The 16,573-nt window shown below is 70.7% G+C and carries 14 protein-coding genes; 2 read left to right on the plus strand and 12 right to left on the minus strand.

Translation table 11 applies throughout. The annotated features are described in order from the left end of the window. Positions 1–75: 75 nt before the first annotated feature. Positions 76–999, plus strand: a complete 924-nt coding sequence (locus G328_RS0108955) for a siderophore-interacting protein (protein ID WP_019619009.1) — start codon at positions 76–78, stop codon at positions 997–999. A gap of 137 nt (positions 1,000–1,136) precedes the next feature. Here G328_RS0108955 and guaB read toward each other — a convergent pair whose 3' ends face one another. From guaB to groES, 3 genes are all read right to left on the minus strand, one after another. Then, a complete protein-coding gene (guaB, locus tag G328_RS0108960) occupies positions 1,137–2,639 on the minus strand; it encodes an IMP dehydrogenase (protein WP_019619010.1) in 1,503 nt (500 codons plus the stop codon). 135 nt (positions 2,640–2,774) lie between these two features. Beyond that, positions 2,775–3,764: an EamA family transporter RarD gene (gene rarD / locus G328_RS0108965; RefSeq protein WP_019619011.1), complete on the minus strand. Its 990-nt coding sequence runs from the start codon at positions 3,762–3,764 to the stop codon at positions 2,775–2,777. A gap of 125 nt (positions 3,765–3,889) precedes the next feature. After that, positions 3,890–4,183, minus strand: coding sequence for a co-chaperone GroES (gene groES / locus G328_RS0108970; RefSeq protein WP_019619012.1), 294 nt, complete (start codon positions 4,181–4,183; stop codon positions 3,890–3,892). A 224-nt stretch (positions 4,184–4,407) separates the two neighbouring features. Between groES and G328_RS0108975 the strand changes: the two genes are divergently transcribed. Next, positions 4,408–5,616, plus strand: coding sequence for a class I SAM-dependent methyltransferase (locus G328_RS0108975; RefSeq protein ID WP_019619013.1), 1,209 nt, complete (start codon positions 4,408–4,410; stop codon positions 5,614–5,616). A 22-nt stretch (positions 5,617–5,638) separates the two neighbouring features. Here the strand turns inward: G328_RS0108975 and G328_RS0108980 are convergent, their stop codons facing one another. The 9 genes from G328_RS0108980 to G328_RS0109020 all read right to left on the minus strand — a co-directional run bounded on the left by G328_RS0108980 (position 5,639) and on the right by G328_RS0109020 (position 16,534). After that, positions 5,639–6,277, minus strand: coding sequence for a Bax inhibitor 1 family protein (locus G328_RS0108980; protein WP_019619014.1), 639 nt, complete (start codon positions 6,275–6,277; stop codon positions 5,639–5,641). Continuing rightward, positions 6,274–7,872, minus strand: coding sequence for a tRNA (adenosine(37)-N6)-threonylcarbamoyltransferase complex transferase subunit TsaD (gene tsaD, locus G328_RS14965; protein ID WP_019619015.1), 1,599 nt, complete (start codon positions 7,870–7,872; stop codon positions 6,274–6,276). Before tsaD ends, G328_RS0108980 begins: the two co-directional genes overlap by 4 nt. Beyond that, positions 7,869–8,480 (minus strand): tRNA (adenosine(37)-N6)-threonylcarbamoyltransferase complex dimerization subunit type 1 TsaB, encoded by a 612-nt coding sequence (gene tsaB / locus G328_RS0108990; protein ID WP_019619016.1) that lies wholly within the window; start codon positions 8,478–8,480, stop codon positions 7,869–7,871. The genes tsaD and tsaB overlap by 4 nt, the downstream gene beginning before the upstream one ends. A 35-nt stretch (positions 8,481–8,515) precedes the next feature. Then, positions 8,516–9,037 carry a tRNA (adenosine(37)-N6)-threonylcarbamoyltransferase complex ATPase subunit type 1 TsaE gene (tsaE, locus tag G328_RS0108995; RefSeq protein ID WP_019619017.1) on the minus strand — a complete coding sequence of 174 codons (522 nt, stop codon included), beginning with the start codon at positions 9,035–9,037 and terminating at the stop codon, positions 8,516–8,518. Between the two features lie 27 nt (positions 9,038–9,064). Next, complete coding sequence (locus G328_RS15930; protein ID WP_019619018.1) at positions 9,065–10,870, minus strand: alanine racemase; 1,806 nt, start codon at positions 10,868–10,870, stop codon at positions 9,065–9,067. Next, positions 10,867–11,220 carry a holo-ACP synthase gene (locus G328_RS0109005; RefSeq protein WP_019619019.1) on the minus strand — a complete coding sequence of 118 codons (354 nt, stop codon included), beginning with the start codon at positions 11,218–11,220 and terminating at the stop codon, positions 10,867–10,869. The genes G328_RS15930 and G328_RS0109005 overlap by 4 nt, the downstream gene beginning before the upstream one ends. A gap of 12 nt (positions 11,221–11,232) precedes the next feature. Next, a complete protein-coding gene (gene glmS / locus G328_RS0109010) occupies positions 11,233–13,083 on the minus strand; it encodes a glutamine--fructose-6-phosphate transaminase (isomerizing) (protein WP_019619020.1) in 1,851 nt (616 codons plus the stop codon). A 179-nt stretch (positions 13,084–13,262) separates the two neighbouring features. Beyond that, positions 13,263–14,399, minus strand: a complete 1,137-nt coding sequence (locus tag G328_RS0109015; RefSeq protein WP_019619021.1) for a mannitol-1-phosphate 5-dehydrogenase — start codon at positions 14,397–14,399, stop codon at positions 13,263–13,265. Beyond that, positions 14,399–16,534, minus strand: coding sequence for a PTS mannitol transporter subunit IICBA (locus tag G328_RS0109020; protein ID WP_390294596.1), 2,136 nt, complete (start codon positions 16,532–16,534; stop codon positions 14,399–14,401). Before G328_RS0109020 ends, G328_RS0109015 begins: the two co-directional genes overlap by 1 nt. Between the last annotated feature and the right edge of the window lie 39 nt (positions 16,535–16,573).

A 16,573-nucleotide genomic window follows, 5' to 3' on the forward strand; every position in this document is an offset into this window, starting at 1 on the left:
GTGTCGTTAGGGTAGCCTTACCTGGTTGTGCGCGCCTCGCCGCATCCCCATCGCCGAAGGCTTCGGAGGCCCCTTTTGACCACGGACATCACGCCGTTCGCATTCTTTCCGGTTCGAGTGAGCCGGGTCCAAGACCTCACGCCCGGGTTCCGGCGCGTGACGTTCGTCGACGAATCACTCGCCCACTTCGCCGACCCGGGCTGGGATCAGCGCATCAAGCTCCTCTTCGCAAAGCCGGGCGCCGACCCGCGCAAGCTCCTCGGCTCGACCGACTGGTTCACCGACTGGCGCGAGCTGCCCGACGAGGCGCGCCCGCCCATCCGCACCTACACCACCCGCTACGTGCGGCAGCACGCGTGCGAGATCGACGTCGACCTCGTCGTGCACCCGACGCCCGAGGGCGTGCAGCCCGGGCCCGCATCGGAGTGGCTCGAGACCGCACAGCCCGGCGACGAGCTCGTGATTCTCGGCCCGAACGCCCGCTACGACGGCGAGCCCGGCGGTGTCGACTTCGTGCCGCCCGCCCGCACCGAGCGGTTCCTGCTCGTCGGCGACGAGACCGCCGCGCCCGCGATCGCCGTCATGCTCGAGCAGCTGCCCGACGACGCGCAGGGCGTCGCCGTCATCGAGGTCGAGCACGAGGCCGACGCCGAGTACTTCCCCGCGCATCCCGGTTTCTCGGTGCGCGTCGTGGCGCGCGAGGGCCGCCCGCACGGCGACGCACTCGTGCCCGCCGTGAAGGAGGCGACGGCCGAGCTCGCGCCCGAGGGCGAGCCGCAGACCGTCACCGAGATCAACATTGATACCGACCTGCTCTGGGAGGTGCCGCGCACCGCGAAGGGCGGCGCGGCGCTCGAGCACACGACGCTCTACGCCTGGCTCGCGGGCGAGTCGCAGTCGGTGAAGACGCTGCGGCGCCACCTCGTCGGCGAGCGCGGCATCGACAAGCGCACGGTCGCGTTCATGGGCTACTGGCGCCTCGGCAAGGCCGAAAACTAGCTGCACTCCCCTGCCCATGGCCGCCCATGGGTTGTCGCAAAGGCCCCGTCACACACTCGTGTGACGGGGCCTTTCTGACAACCCATGCGATGGATGCACGGATGCACGGATGCGCGGGGACGCGCGCGGCGCGCGACCTACTTCTTGTAGTTCGGGGCCTCCATGACCATCTGCACGTCGTGGGGGTGCGATTCCTTGAGCCCGGCGGGCGTGATGCGCACAAAGCGGCCGCGCGACTGCAGCTCGGGGATCGTGCGGGCGCCGACGTAGAACATCGACTGGTGCAGGCCGCCCGTGAGCTGGAAAACGTTCTGACGCACCGTGCCGCGGTACTGCACCTTGCCCTCGATGCCCTCGGCGATGAGCTCGTCATCGCTCGGCACGTCGGCCTGGAAGTAGCGGTCGCGAGAGTACGACGTCTTCTTGCCGCGGGTCTGCATCGCGCCGAGCGAGCCCATGCCGCGGTACTGCTTGTACTGCTTGCCGTTCACGAAGATGAGGTCGCCGGGCGCCTCGTCGGTGCCCGCGAGCAGCGAGCCGAGCATGACCGCGTTCGCGCCGGCGACGAGCGCCTTCGCGATGTCGCCCGAGTACTGCAGACCACCGTCGGCGATCACGGGCACGCCGGTGCCGCGGGCGGCCTTCGCCGCCTCGTAGATCGCGGTGATCTGCGGCACGCCGACGCCCGCGACCACGCGGGTGGTGCAGATCGAGCCGGGCCCCACGCCAACCTTCACCGCGTCGGCGCCAGCCTCAATCAGCGCGGCCGCGCCCTCGCGGGTCGCGATGTTGCCGCCAATGATGTCGACGTCGGCGAACGCGGGGTCGTTCTTGAGCTTGCGGATCATCTCGATCTCGCCGCGCGAGTGCCCGTTCGCGGTGTCGACGACGATCGCGTCAACACCCGCGTCGCGCAGCGCGCCCGCGCGCTCCCAGGCGTCGCCGAAGAAGCCGATCGCGGCGCCGACGCGCAGGCGACCCTGCGCATCCTTCGTCGCGAGCGGGTACTTGTCGCGCTTGTCGAAGTCCTTCACCGTGATGAGGCCGCGCAGCACGCCGTCGTCATCAACGAGCGGCAGCTTCTCGATGCGGTGCTGGCCGAGCAGGCGGAACGCCGACTCGCCGTCGATGCCGACGGGTGCCGTCACGAGCGACTCCGACGTCATGACCTCGTGCACCTTCGTCGTGCGCATCTCGCTCTCGGGCACGAAGCGCATGTCGCGGTTCGAGATGATGCCGACGAGCTTGCCGGCCTCGTCGACGACGGGCAGGCCCGAGATGCGGAACTGGCCGCAGATCTCGTCGACGTCGGCGACGGTCGCGTCGGGCGAGGTCGTGATCGGGTTCGTGATCATGCCCGACTCCGAGCGTTTCACGCGATCGACCATCTCGGCCTGGTCCTGCACCGACGCGTTGCGGTGCACAATGCCGAGGCCGCCCTGGCGTGCCATCGCGATCGCGAGGCGCGACTCGGTCACCGTATCCATCGCCGCCGAGACGAGGGGCACGCGCACCGAGATGTTGCGGGTGAGCTGGGTCGTGGTGTCGACCTCCGACGGAATCACGTCGGTCTCCTCCGGCAGCAGCAACACGTCGTCGTAGGTGAGTCCGGTAAAGCCGAAGGGGTCGTGCTCAGTCATTTCGCTCCTGCAAAGGCGGTTGGGGGGAAGGCCCCAGTGGGAAGGGCCCAGCGTGGATACGGACGGGCCGTGGCCTCCATTTTAGGGGTGAACGCCCGCGCGCGCCGACGCATTCCGCACCGGCCCGCGGGGGCGCTACACGACGTTGATTTCGCCGGTCGGGTCGCGCTCGATCACGGGCTTGCCGGCCGCGCGGGCGGCGCGGCGGCGACGGCGAACGTCGCGCACGAGGTCGATCGTGAAGAACACGAGGGCGATCCAGACGAGCACGAAGCCGAGCCAGCGCTCGGCCGGCATCGGCTCGTGCAGCAACGTGATGCCGAAGATGAACTGCATGGTCGGCGCGACGTACTGCACAATGCCGACCTCGACGAGCGTGAGCCGGGCCGTCGCGGCGGCGAACAGCAGCAGCGGCACGCTCGTCATCGCGCCCGCGAGCAGCAGCATGGTCGTGTGGCCAGCGCCCACGTTGCCCATCGTGATGCCGCTCGTGAGCCCGACGACGAGCAGCAGCGCGCCGCCGACCGGGGCGAGCCACATCGTCTCGACCGTGAGGCCCGCGATCGGGTCGGCGCTCGTGCTCACCCGCTTCTTGATGAGTCCGTAGAGCGCGAAGGAAACCGCGACGCCGAGCGAGAGCCACGGCGGCTCCCCGTACGCGACGACCATCGTGCCGAACGACAGCACCGCGAACCCGGCGGCAACCCACTGCAGGGGCCGCAACCGCTCGCCGAGCACGACCATGCCGAGCAGCATCGACACGAGCGGGTTGAGGTAGTAGCCGAGCGAGCCCTCGAGCGACCGGCCGAGCTCGACGGCGAGCACGTACATGGTCCAGTTGAGGAACACGGCGATGCTCGCGGCCCCGAGCCAGAGCGTCGAGCGCCAGTCGCGCACGAGGGCGACGAGCACCTTCCAGCGCCGCGCGACGAGCACGACGACGAGGCAGAACACGACCGAGAGCAGGATGCGCCAGGCAATGATCTCGAGCGTCGTGGTCGGCTTCACCGTCTGCAGATACAGCGGCAGGAGCCCCCACGTCGCGAACGACAGGATGCCGAGCAGGAGCCCCGTCGTCTGCCCCGAAGCGGAACGGGATGCGGTCGGCGAGGCAGGAGGGGTCACGAAGCGCTAGCCTACTCCGCCACGACGACACCCGCAGCGAACCCTCCGCAAGCGGGAAGCGCCAGCAGGAAAAGACTGACGGGCCCCCGGTATTCCGGGAGCCCGTCAAGCCTTGGTGCGGTCGCCTAGGCGATCTTCGCGAGCACGTCGCGCGCCGAGAGAATCAGGTACTCCTCGCCGCCGTACTTCACCTCGGTGCCACCGTACTTCGAGTAGATGACCTTGTCGCCGACGGCAACGTCCATGGGGATGCGGTTGCCTTCATCGTCGAAGCGACCGGGGCCCACGGCCACGACCTCGCCCTCCTGGGGCTTCTCCTTCGCGGTGTCAGGAATCACGAGACCCGACGCGGTGGTCTGCTCGGCCTGAACCTGCTGAATGACAATGCGATCTTCGAGCGGCTGGATGTTCACCGACACGGCAATCCTCTTTCTCTTGACGAGCTGTGCAAGTTTGAAGTTAGCACTCTCACCCTGAGGGTGCTAACACGAGTGTATGCCGACGTGCCTGATGGTGCCACCCGCGCCGGGTCGCGTCCGCCCACAGCGAATGCCACTCGCGCCGCCGACCCCGCCGCGCGGAGTAGGCGACCCTCAAACTCCCCTGGGCTCGCCGCGACGCTCGACTGGGTAGCGTTATCCGGATGAACCGCGATGACGTTTCGGCGCTGCTGACGCCCCAGGCGATGCGCCTGCTCGATGAGTTCGCCGATCTCGATACGATCGCCGACTCGGTGGGTGCCGTCACCGCACTGCGCAAGGCGGGGGCGGATGCGCGCACGAGCGCCGTCGTGCTCACGCAGCTGAAGCTGCGGCGCCGTGCCCGGGCGAAGTTCGGCGAATTTGCGACGAACATGCTGTTCACCGAAGCTGGCCTCGCGCAGGCGACCCGGCTGCAGGTCGCCGCCCGCCACGCGGAACGCTTTCGCCGCGCCGAGGCTCGCCGCGTCGCCGACCTCGGCTGCGGAATCGGCGCCGACTCGCTCGCTTTCGCGTCGCTCGGGTTCGACGTCGTCGCGGTCGATGCCGACGAGACGACCGCTGCGCTCGCGACGTTCAATCTCGCGCCGTTCTCGAACGCCCGCGTCGAGCACAGCGTCGCCGAGGAGTTCGACCTCGCGGAGTTCGATGGCGCGTTTCTCGACCCCGCCCGTCGCACGGAACTGCGCGGCACGACCCGGCGGCTCGCCGACCCCAACGACTGGCGCCCATCCCTCGACTTCGCTTTCGGCACCGCGACCGAGACCCGCACGACCGGCGTGAAGCTCGGCCCCGCAATGCCGCACGAGCTCCTGCCCGAGGCGACCGAGGCGCAGCCGATCGAGGCGCAGTGGCTGTCGGTCGGCGGCGAGCTCGTCGAATGTTCCGTGTGGCTCGGGGCGACGGCGCGACCGGGCGTCGCGAGGAGCGCACTCGTGCTGCGCGACGGCTCCGCGCGGGAGCTCGTCTCGAGCACGCTCGCGAGCGAGGATGCGCCGATCGGCGAGCTCGGCGACTACCTGTACGAGCCCGACGGCGCGGTGATCCGCGGCCGGTTCATTGGTGACCTCGCCCGCGAGCTTGGCGGCCACATGATCTCGCGCGAGATCGCGTGGGTGACCGCCGACTCGGCGCACGACACCCCGTTCGCGCAGTCGTTCCGCGTGCGCGAGGTGCTGCCGCTGCATCCGAATCAGTTGAAGAAGCGCCTGCGCGCCCTCGAAATCGGCCGCCTCGAGATCAAGAAGCGGGGCGTCGACATCGACCCCGCGCGGCTCCGCAAAGAGCTGCAGCCGCGCGGCGACGAGGCCGCGACGCTCATCTGCACGCGCGTGCAGGACCGTCGCGTCGCCATCCTCGCCGACCGCTGCTAGCGCGGCATAGCGCCTGCGTCAGCTAGAGCGCGACGACGATCGCCGTCGCGACCGACAGTGCGATCGCGATCGCCGAGCCGCCAATACCGATGCCCGAGAACGCCTTCGCCTTCGGTTCGCGCGAGAGCGCGATGACGCCGGTGACGATGCCGAGCACGCCGACGATGCCGGCGGCGACCCATGTCCAGCCGGGGAAGCAGAGCAGCACGAGCGCGACGACCGCGAGCCCGAGCGCGATGATCGAGTACGTCGACTTCGGCTTCGCGCCCTGCGACGGCGCGCCGAACTGCGTGGGCGCGAACTCCTGCTCGCGCTGCTGCCCGTAGCCCTGCTGCTGCGCCGGGGGCACGCCGAAGCCCGCGCCCTGCGGCACGGAGCCGGGCGTGTGCGACTCGCGCACGGCGGGCTCACCACCATTCCCGTAGGCCTCGTACTCGACGTGGTCTTCGTGGCGAACGCGGTCGGCGTAGTCGTCGTTCGTCAGACCCTCGACGTCGAGGGTGCCGGTGTCGTCGTCGCCCACATCGCTGCGGTCTTCGACCGGGCCGCGCCCGAACTCCGACTGATCGTCGGTGACGCCGAACGTTCCGCCCGCCGCGGGCACGACCTCGTGGTCGTCGCCCTGCGGCCGCTTCGTGTTTGCACCCTCGGTGTCGGTCATCGATGCGCTCCCTTCAAACCCGCGATCATCCTAGGCGTACGACTCGAAGATTCCGTGAGTTGCGCCTGCGTCATTGGCAGCGTGGAATCGGCCGCGAAGTCGGCGGGCGACGGTTCGTGCCCTGCGGCGACCAGCTGCGCGCCGAGCACGGCGATCATCGCCCCGTTGTCGGTGCACAGCCGCAGCGGCGGAATGTGCAGCGACACCCCAGCCTCGGCGCAGCGCTCCCCCGCGAGCTCACGGATGCGCGCGTTCGCGGCGACGCCGCCGCCGAGCAGCAGCCGAGGAATGCCGAGGTCGCGGCACGCCGCGAGCGCCTTCGTCACGAGCACGTCGGCGACGGCCTCACGGAACGACGCGGCGATGTTGGCAACCGGCACGGGCTCCCCCGCGTCTTCGAATCGCTCGACCTGGCGGGCAACCGCGGTCTTCAGCCCTGAGAACGAGAAGTCGTAGCGGTGGCGTTCGAGGTCGGATGCGCGCGACAGCCCGCGCGGAAATCGAAACGCCTTCGGGTCGCCATCGGCGGCGGCCCGGTCGATCTGCGGGCCCCCGGGGTACGGCAGCCCGAGCACGCGCGCGACCTTGTCGAACGCCTCGCCCGCAGCATCGTCGATCGTCTCGCCAAGCAGCTCGGAGTCGCCCGCGAGCGAGTCGACCCGGATGAGCGAGGTGTGTCCGCCCGAGACGAGCAGCGCGACGGTCGGGAACTCGACACTCGAGCCGCCGTCGCGCAGCAGGTCGGCGGCGACGTGACCGACGAGGTGGTTCACGCCGTAGAGGGGCTTGCCCGTCGCGACCGCGAGCGCCTTCGCCGCGCCCACGCCGACCATGAGGGCCCCGGCGAGGCCGGGCCCCGCCGTCACGGCGATCGCGTCGAGGTCGTCGAGCGTCACGCCCGCCTCGTCGAGCGCCTGCTGCAGCACCGGCACCATCGAGTCGGCGTGCGCGCGCGCCGCAACCTCGGGCACGACGCCGCCGTATTTCGCCTGCTCGTCCATCGACGAGGCGACCGCGTTCGTGAGCAGGGTCGTGCCGCGCACGATGCCGACGCCCGTTTCGTCGCAGCTCGTTTCGATGCCGAGCACGAGCGGTTCGCGCGCGGGCTGCAGCCGCGCATCCGCGTGCCGCAGCGCGAGCTCGATGTCGGCGCGCATCACGATCGCCGCCTCTCCCTCTTGCCGGTAGTAGTTGTCGCGTCGCCCGATTTCCTCGAATCCGAGCGAGTCGTAGAGCGCGCGGGCGGGTGCGCCCGATTCGCGCACCTCGAGGAACACGCGCTTCGCGCCGCGCTCCCCCGCCCACTCGAGCAGCTGCCGCAGCAGGCGCGTGCCCCAGCCGGAGCGGCGCAGCTCGGGGCGCACCGCGATCGTCTGCACGTCGGCCTCGCCCGCGCCGCGCGCCGCGAGCACGCCGGCGGCGCCGAGCAGCTCGCCGTCGCGGTCGAGCACCCAGTAGCCGGTGTGCTCGCTCGCGAGCTCGTCGCGCATCCCGTTCGCGCTCCAGTGGTCGAGCGGAAACATCTCGTGGTCGAGCGCGACCATCGCCTCGAGGTCGGCGACGTCGGCGGGCCGCAGCCGGATCTCGCCGCTCATGCCGTGACTCGTTTCGGCACCGCGCCGGGCTTCGCGTCGGGCGCGCGCAGGTAGAGAATCTCGTCGGTCGCCTCGGGCAGCCCGCGCTCGCGACGCTCGAGCCACGCGAGCGCGAGGTGCGCGGCCGAGACCTCGTGCGCATCCGCGCGCGTCGCGTCGTCGGGCACCGCGTCGGGTGCGACGAGCGTGAAGCCCGAGGCCGCGACGGGCGAGCCCGCGGCGTAGCGGCTCAGCGCGAGCTCGCGGCGGCGCGCGTCGGTCGTGACGATGAGTTCGCCCTCGTCGGCCGGATGCGCGTGGCGCCACTCGTGCGCGATCGCGTCGTGGCTCGGCAGGGGGTGGAGCGGCAGTCGGTGCGCGAACGCGAACGTGCGGGCGGCGGCGACGCCGACGCGCAGGCCCGTGAAGGGGCCGGGGCCCATGCCGCACACGACGCCAGTGACGTCGGCGGGGCCGATTCCGGCTGCCTCGAGGGCGCCGGCGATCGCGAGGCCGATCGCCTCGGCGTGGTGGCGCGCACTCGGCTCGCGGTACTCGCCGAGGACGCGCCCCTGGTCGCTCACGACCGCAACGTCGCAGCCGGCGGAGGTGTCGATCGCGAGCAGCATGGAGCCGATTCTACGCGCGGCGGCGGGGTGTGAGTTCACGCCTCGTCGCCGACGAGGCCCGCGAGCGTGAGCGCGGCGAAGCGGTCACCGACCGCGCGGAGCGTCACGTCGCGCGGCTCGTCGACCTCGGCGTCGGCGTCGTCTCCATCGGCAGCGTCGCCCTCGCCAGCGCGGGGCCGGGCGATCTCGAGCTCAAGCCACTCGTCGGCGATCGCGCCGACGACGTCGCCGCCCCACTCAATGACGGTCACGGCGGAATCGAGGTCGAGGTCGAGGTCGTCGAGCTCGAGCGCCGAGCTGAGCCGGTACGCGTCGACGTGAATCAGCGCGGGGCCGTCGGCGAGGGGCGGATGCGTGCGGGCAATGATGAAGGTCGGGCTCGACACCGCGCCGCGCACGCCGAGCGCTTCGCCGAGGCCGCGCACGAGCGTCGTCTTCCCGGCCCCGAGCGGGCCGTTCAGCACGAGCACGTCGCCGCGGCCGAGCACGCGGCCGAGGGCGGCGCCGAGGCGCTCCATATCGGCGGCGGTCGAGATGCGCAGGGTGGTCGAAGTCACGTGCAAAGCCTACAAACCCACCGGGCGCTACACGTCTTCGAGGTCGACGCGGCTGCGGCGCCGCACCCGGGCTCCGAGCCCCGCGACGATCCCCTCGCCCGTCAGCCCGGTCCAGGTCTCCCAGTCGTCGAGCGTCGCGTCGCTCGCGCGCCAGCCCCACAAGCGCACGGGCGCGCCCGGTCGGCTCTCGCGGTCGCCGAGGTCGACGACGACCTGATCCATCGCGACCCGCCCGACGATCGGCGCGGGCACGCCGTCGACGACGAGGGATGCGCGGCCGAGGGCAGAGCGCGGAATCGCGTCGGCGTAGCCGACCGCGACGAGCCCGAGCGTCGTCGGCGCGGGCGCGCGCCACTCGTAGCCGTAACTCACGCCCTGTCCCGCCGGCACCCGCTTGATCTGCGCGAGCTCGCTCCGCAGCACGGTCGGTGATGGGGCGTCGCCGCCGAAGCCGTAGATCGCGCGCGACGCGAGTCCGGCCCTCGGCTCGACCCGCGCCGTCACGCCGTACTCGCGCAGGGCCGCGCGATCGTGCTCGCGCCGCACGAGCAACTCGAGCCGCAGGCCCGACGCGAGCCCGAGCATCCGTTCGAGGCCGAAGCCGTACGCGTCCGCGGTGAGATCGAGCGGCACGCCGTCGCGCGCGAGCTCGGCGAGCCGCGCCGCGAGCTCGGCGTCGTCGATCACGAGCTCGGGCAGCGGCGACGCGACCTGGGGCGCGACGGCCCGCGGGCGCCGGGCGCCGGCCGGATGCGAGGCGTGGCCCCCGTGGAACTCGCGCGGCAGGCGCGAGCTGAGTCGCGTCGTGACCTCGTAGTTGATCGTGCCCGACGCGGCGGCCCAGTCGTCGGCCGTCGCGGTGCCGCCGATGACGGTGACGCGGCGCACCTCGCTCCGCTCGACGTCGCCGAGCGGCGTGACGATGCAGTGGGTCGCGTCGACGCGCTCGAGCCGCCACGCGTCGCCCGCCTCGTCGTGCAGCGTGAGCTCGCCCTCGGCGACCGGCAGCAGGCCGTCGACCTGGCCGACGTCGAGCAGCCAGCGAGGCATTTCGTCGACGTCGCGGCGACGCACGTGCGCCGTGAGCGTGAGCGCGGGGCGCAGCTCGATGCCGCAGTGCGCACCCGGCGCGAGCGGGTCGAGGCCGTAGAGCGCGATGCCGAGCCGGGTCGCGTCGTAGCGCGCCTCGGGCAGCCGCAGCGCACCGGCCGTCGCCGCGAGGTGGCGCACGGTCGGCTTCAGGCCCGCCGCCCGCGCGGCGCCGAGCGCCCGCTCGAAGGCGGCAAGCTGCGCGCGGTCGTCGTCGTCGCTCGTGCCCGAGAAGTGGCTCATGAGCCCGCGAACCCGCACGAGCCCGCGCTGCTCGTAGTCGCGGGCGAGCGCGAACATCGGCCGCCAGTCGGCCTCACGCGTGCCGTTGCGGCCGAGCCCAGTGTCGACCTTGATGTGCACGGGCACCGGCTCGTCCATGCGGCCGCTTCGCTCGGCCCAGCTCGCGAGCATCGCGAGGTGCTGCGGGCTCGAAAGTCCGAGCTCGACCCCGGCGAGCACCGCCGCGCCAAAATCGATGCTCGGCGCATCGAGCCACGCGATCACGGGGGCCGTGATGCCGCCCGCACGCAGCTGCAGCGCCTCGTCAACGTCGGCGACGCCGAGCGCCGCCGCGCCCGCCGCGACGGCCGCGCGGCCGACCTCGAGCATCCCGTGCCCGTACGCGTTCGCCTTCACGATCGCGATGACCGGCACGCCGACCGCATCGGCGAACGCCCGCAGGTTGTGCGCGATCGCGTCGAGGTCTACGTGGATGCGCGGGGCGGGCGCCGGGGCGGTCACGAGGCTCCCTCTGCGATGACGAACGCGGTCGCGACGTCGCGGTCGTGCGACAGCGACAGGTGGAGGCGCGCGACGCCGAGGCGCGCGAGCACACCTTCGAGCGCCTCGCCGAGCACGAAGCTCGGGGCGCCGAGGTGTTCGCGGTGCACCTCGAGGTCACGCAGCGCGATGCCGTGCAGCCCACCGAGGGCCTTCACCGCGGCCTCGCGCGCCGCCCAGCGAGCGCAAATGCTCGTGAGCGGCAGCGCGAGTTCGGCCTCGGTAAAGATTCGCGGCCCGAAGCCGGGCACGCGCAGCGCGCGCTCGACCCTCGTGTGCTCGACCGTGTCGACGCCGATGCCGATGATCATCGACGTTGATCGCTATTCGACGGTGACCGACTTCGCGAGGTTGCGGGGCTGGTCGACGTCGAGCCCCTTCGCCGTCGCGAGCTCAAGCGCGAAGATCTGCAGGGGCAGCACGCGCAGGAACGGTTCGAAGAAGTGCTCGGTCGCCGGCATCGCGAACACCTCGTCAGCGAACGGCAGCACCGCGGCGTCGCCGGCCTCGGAGATCGCGATGACGCGGGCGCCGCGAGCGCGGATCTCCTGGATGTTCGACACCACCTTCGGGTGCAGCGTGTTGTCGTGGCGCGGGCTCGGCACCACCACGAACACCGGCTGGCCGGGCTCGATGAGGGCGATCGGGCCGTGCTTCAGCTCGCCGGCGGCGAAGCCCTCGGCGTGAATGTAGGCGATCTCCTTGAGCTTGAGCGCGCCCTCGAGCGCGATCGGGTAGCCAGTCGAGCGGCCGAGGAACAGCACCGAGCGCGTGTCGGCCATCCAGGTCGCGAGCTCGTGGATGCGGTCGTGCTGCTCGAGCGCCTGCGACATCTTCTCGGGCAGGGTGCGGAACTCGGCGAGGTGCTCGCTGATCTGCTGGCGCGTGAGCGTCTCGCGCGCGCCCGCGATGTAGAGGCCGAGCAGGTAGATCGCGGCGATCTGGGCGGTGAAGGCCTTCGTCGACGCCACGGCGACCTCGGGGCCGGCGTGGGTGTAGACGACCGCGTCGGACTCGCGCGGAATCGACGCGCCCTGCGTGTTGCAGATCGAGATTGTCTTCGCGCCGAGGTCGCGCGCGTAGCGCACGGCCATGAGCGTATCCATCGTCTCGCCCGACTGCGAGAGCGAGACGACGAGCGTGCGCTCGCTCACGACGGGGTCGCGGTAGCGGAACTCGTGCGCGAGCTCGACGGCGACGGGGATGCGCGCCCACTGCTCGAGCGCGTACGCGCCGGTGAGGCCCGAGTAGTAGGCCGTGCCGCAGGCGACGAGCAGGATGCGGTCGATGTCGCGGAAGTAGTCGTCACCGAGCGCCTCGAGGCCGGGGAGCTTGACGTGGTCGTCGGCGACGCGGCCGAGGATCGTCTTCTCGATCGACTCGGGGTTCTCGGAGATCTCCTTCGCCATGTACGACGGCCAGCCGCCCTTGTCGGCGGCCGACGCATCCCAGCTCACGTGGAACTCGTCGCCCTCGGCGGGCTCGCCCGCGAAGGTCGTGATCTCGACCGAGTCCTTGCGCACGACGACGATCTGCTCCTGGCCAACCGCGATCGCGCGGTCGGTGTGCTCGACGAACGCCGCGACGTCGGAGCCGAGGAAGTTCTCGCCCTCGCCGAGGCCGATCACGAGCGGCGAGTTGAGGCGCGCGCCGACGAGCACGTCGGGCTGCGAGGCGTGCACCGCGATGAGCGTGAACGCGCCCTCGAGGCGGGGCACAACGTTGCGGAAGGTCTGCTCGAGGTTGCCCGTGGCCGCGTAGTCGCGACCGAGCAGGTGGGCGGCGACCTCGGTATCGGTCTCCGACTGGAACTCGACGCCCTCGGCGATGAGCTCTTCGCGCAGCTCGTGGAAGTTCTCGATGATGCCGTTGTGAATGACGGCGAGGTTCCCGCCGTCCGAGAGGTGCGGATGCGCGTTCTGGTCGTTCGCGGGGCCGTGCGTGGCCCAGCGCGTGTGCCCGATGCCGATCGTGCCGTCGGCCATCTCGTGGGCGTCGAGGTCATCGACGAGCACCTGCAGCTTGCCCGCACGCTTGCGCGCGTGCAGCTCGCCGTTGCCATCAACGACGGCGATTCCTGCGGAGTCGTAACCCCGGTATTCGAGTCGCGCGAGGCCCGAGATCAGGATCTGCTGACTGGGGCGGTCACCGACGTATCCAACGATTCCACACATGGGGGTAATTCTGCCCCATGTCGGCGACACGCGCGTGCATCCGCACGACATCGCTGGCCGCGGCGCGTGTCCGGGCCCGTCGCCACTGGCGCCACCATCGACGACACAGACGACAACTGGCGCCGTCAGGACGGCGCCAGTTGTCGCTCACGTGGCCACTTGGTTGGCTGCGGGCGCGCCTACGCTTCGTCGACGCCGCGCACGACCTCGACGAGCTCGTCGTGCAGCACCTCGCCCGGCTCGACTCCCATCACCTGGGCAACGACCTGCTCGGGCTCGAGCGTCTCGAGCAGGCGGCCGAGCTCCTGCGACTGCTCGTCGTCGTCGCTGCGGAACTGCAGCGCCGCGCCAACGGCCCGCAGCAGCGCGCCGTGCTCGAGGCCGCGCGTCGCGAGATCGAACGCCGGCTCGATAAACCGCTCGTGTCGACTCAGCTTGCGCAGCGGCTGCCGGCCGATGCGCGTCGGGGTGTCGGGCAGCTCCGGGTTCTCGAACCGCTGAATCGTGCGCGCGACGTACGCCGCGTGCTCGTCCTTGCCGAACCCAAACTGCGCGATCAGCAGCTCGCTCGTCTCGGCGAGCACCGCATCCACCTCTTCGCGCACCTTCGCGTTGCCGAGGGCCGACGCGATCGACTCCTCGCCCGCGAGGCTCCCCCAGTACGCCGCCGTGGCGTGGCCCGTGTTCACGGTGAACAGCTTGCGGCGGATGTACGGGGCAAGGTCGTCGACGAAGTGCGCGTCGGGGATGCTCGGCTCGGCGCCCGCGAACGGCCCGCGCTCGATCGCCCACTCGCTGAAGTCCTCGACGACGACGTCGAGGCCCTCGGCGTGCACGGCCGGGATGATGCGGTCGACTGCCGTGTTCGCGAAGATCGCGCGGTCGGCGAGCTCGGGCGCGCCGTCGAGCACGAAGTCGCGCAGCGTGTCGGTCGCGTTGATCGCGTTCTCGCAGGCGAGCACGACGAGCTTCGGCGCGTCGGCGGCCCGCTCGCGCAGGCCCTCGCGAATCACCGGCGCGATGAACTTCAGCACGCCGGCGCCGACCGCGCAGGTCGCGATGTCGGCGCCCGCGACCGCTGCCACGGCGTCGGCCTCGTTCGTCGCCGAGTTCACGGCACGGAATCGGTCGACCGTGTGCGTGCGGGCCTCGGCCCCCACCTCGTGCACGGCGTAGCTGTCGGCCGCGTTGAGGGCGTCGACGAGCTCGGCGTTCACGTCAGAGAAGACGAGGTCGTACCCGGCCTCGTGCAGCGCGAGGCCAATGAAGCCACGGCCGATATTGCCAGCACCGAAGTGCACCGCGGTTTGGGTCATCAGTTATTCACTCCGCTCAGTAGTTCGTACAGTTCGGCGTCGGTCTCGGCCGCGAGCAGGCGCTCGACCTGGGCCTCATCGGCGAAGATCTGCGCGATCTTCGCGAGGATCTCGAGGTGGCCGCCGTCCTTCCCGGCGATGCCGATCACGAAGCGCACCTCGTTGCCGTCCCAGTCAATCGGTTCGGGGTACCGCGCAACCGAGAGCCCGGAGGCGAGCACGGCCTGCTTCGCCTCGTTCGTGCCGTGGGGAATCGCGAGGAAGTTGCCCATGAAGGTCGACACCTCGCGCTCGCGGGCGAACATCGCGTCGACGTACTCGGGCGTCACCGCGCCGCGGGCGACGAGTCGCTCCCCCGCCTCGCGGATCGCGTCGTCGCGGTTCGTCGCGGCGGGCGCGGTCGTGATGCTCTCGAGGGTGAGCACGTCGGCGTCGGTTGCCGGTGCCGCAGCCGTCGCGGTCGCCGCCGAGGCGGTCGCGGTGTCGGATGCTGCAGGCGCGGCCGCGGTGCCGGATGCTGCGGGCTCTGCCGCTGCAGCGGCCTCGGCAGGAGCCTCGGCCGGTTCGAGCGAGCCCTCCTGGCGCTGCTTGAGCAGGTCGACGACCTCGTCGTACTTCGGCGAGTTCATGAACTGGCCCACCGAGATGTGGATCGCGTCGGGGCGGCGCTGCTTCGCGCGGGGCGTCAGCTCCTCCTGCGTCACGATGAGGTCGGCCGTCTCGTCAAGGTTCGCGATCGCAGCGTTCGTGACCTTCACGCCCGTGATGCCCGCATCCTTCACCTTCTTGCGGAGCACGCTCGCGCCCATTGCGCTCGACCCCATACCGGCGTCGCACGCGAACACGACCGACGAGATGTCGCGGTTCGGGTCGGCGATCTCGTCGCGCAGCGACGCGCCCTGCGCCTGGCCCGCGAGACCCGAGAGCGCGGCCGATTCCTTGCCCTTGTTCCGCTGCGTCTTCGCGACCGCGGCGCTCATGCCGTCTTCGCCACGCTCGAGCGCGGCGAGGTCACGCTTGCGCGAGGCGCGCAGAATCACGGCGGCGATGAGGAACGACACGGTCGCCGAGAGCACGACCGAGAGGATCACGCCGAGGTAGCTGTCGCTCGCGGTCTGCAGGAGGATCGCGATGATCGACCCCGGCGCGGCGGGTGCCCGCAGGCCGGCGTCGAAGAGCATGTTCGTCGTGACCCCGGTGACGCCACCCGCCATGACGGCGAGCAGCAGCGCGGGCTTCATGAGCACGTACGGGAAGTAGATCTCGTGAATGCCGCCGATGAAGTGGATGATCGCGGCACCGGGCGCCGAGGCGCGGGCCATGCCGACGCCGAACACGGCGAAGGCGATGAGGATGCCGAGGCCGGGGCCGGGGTTCGCCTCGAGCAGGAACAGGATCGACTTGCCGTCGGTCGACGACATCTGCGTGCCGAGCGGCGTGAGCACGCCGTGGTTAATGGCGTTGTTGAGGAAGAAGACCTTCGCCGGCTCGATCAGCAGGCTCGTGAGCGGCAGCAGGCTGTGGTCGATGAGCCAGCCCACCGCGTTGCCGAGCACCGTCATGATGCCGTTCACGACGGGCGCGAGCAGGTAGAACCCGGCGATCGCGAGGCCGAACGAGAGGATTCCGGCCGAGAACAGGTTGACGAGCATCTCGAAGCCGGCGCGAATCTTGCCGTCCCAGAGCCGGTCGAGCTGCTTCATGATCCAGGCCGCGAGCGGCGCCATGATCATCGCGCCGATGAACATGTGCACCTGCGGCAGCTCCGCCGAGCCCTCCGGCAGCGTCGCGTTGAACTCGTTGACGATGTGGTCGCTGCCGATGATGACACCGATCGTCGCGACGGTCGCGACGACGCCGCCGCGCTCCTTGTAGACCATGCGGCCCGCGGTGTTCGCGATCAGCAGCGGCAGGAGGTAGTGGATGGTCGGCCCGACAAGCTCCGAAAGGCTCGCGTTCGGGGTCCAGCCCTTTTCGATGAAGAATGCCGTGAACAGACCCCACGCAATAAGCGCGGGGATATTCGGCATGATCATTCCCGAAAGGAATGTGCCGAACTTTTGGACGCCAACACTGAATTGATTCTTGCCGCCCGACGATTGGTCGGTGGGCGACGCGGTAGTAGCAGACACCACTGCCTCCTGAGGTTCAGTAACTGCGGGGAGCGCACCGCG

The sequence above is a fragment of the [Zimmermannella] faecalis ATCC 13722 genome (assembly GCF_000381765.1).
Lineage (GTDB): Bacteria > Actinomycetota > Actinomycetes > Actinomycetales > Microbacteriaceae > Gulosibacter > Gulosibacter faecalis.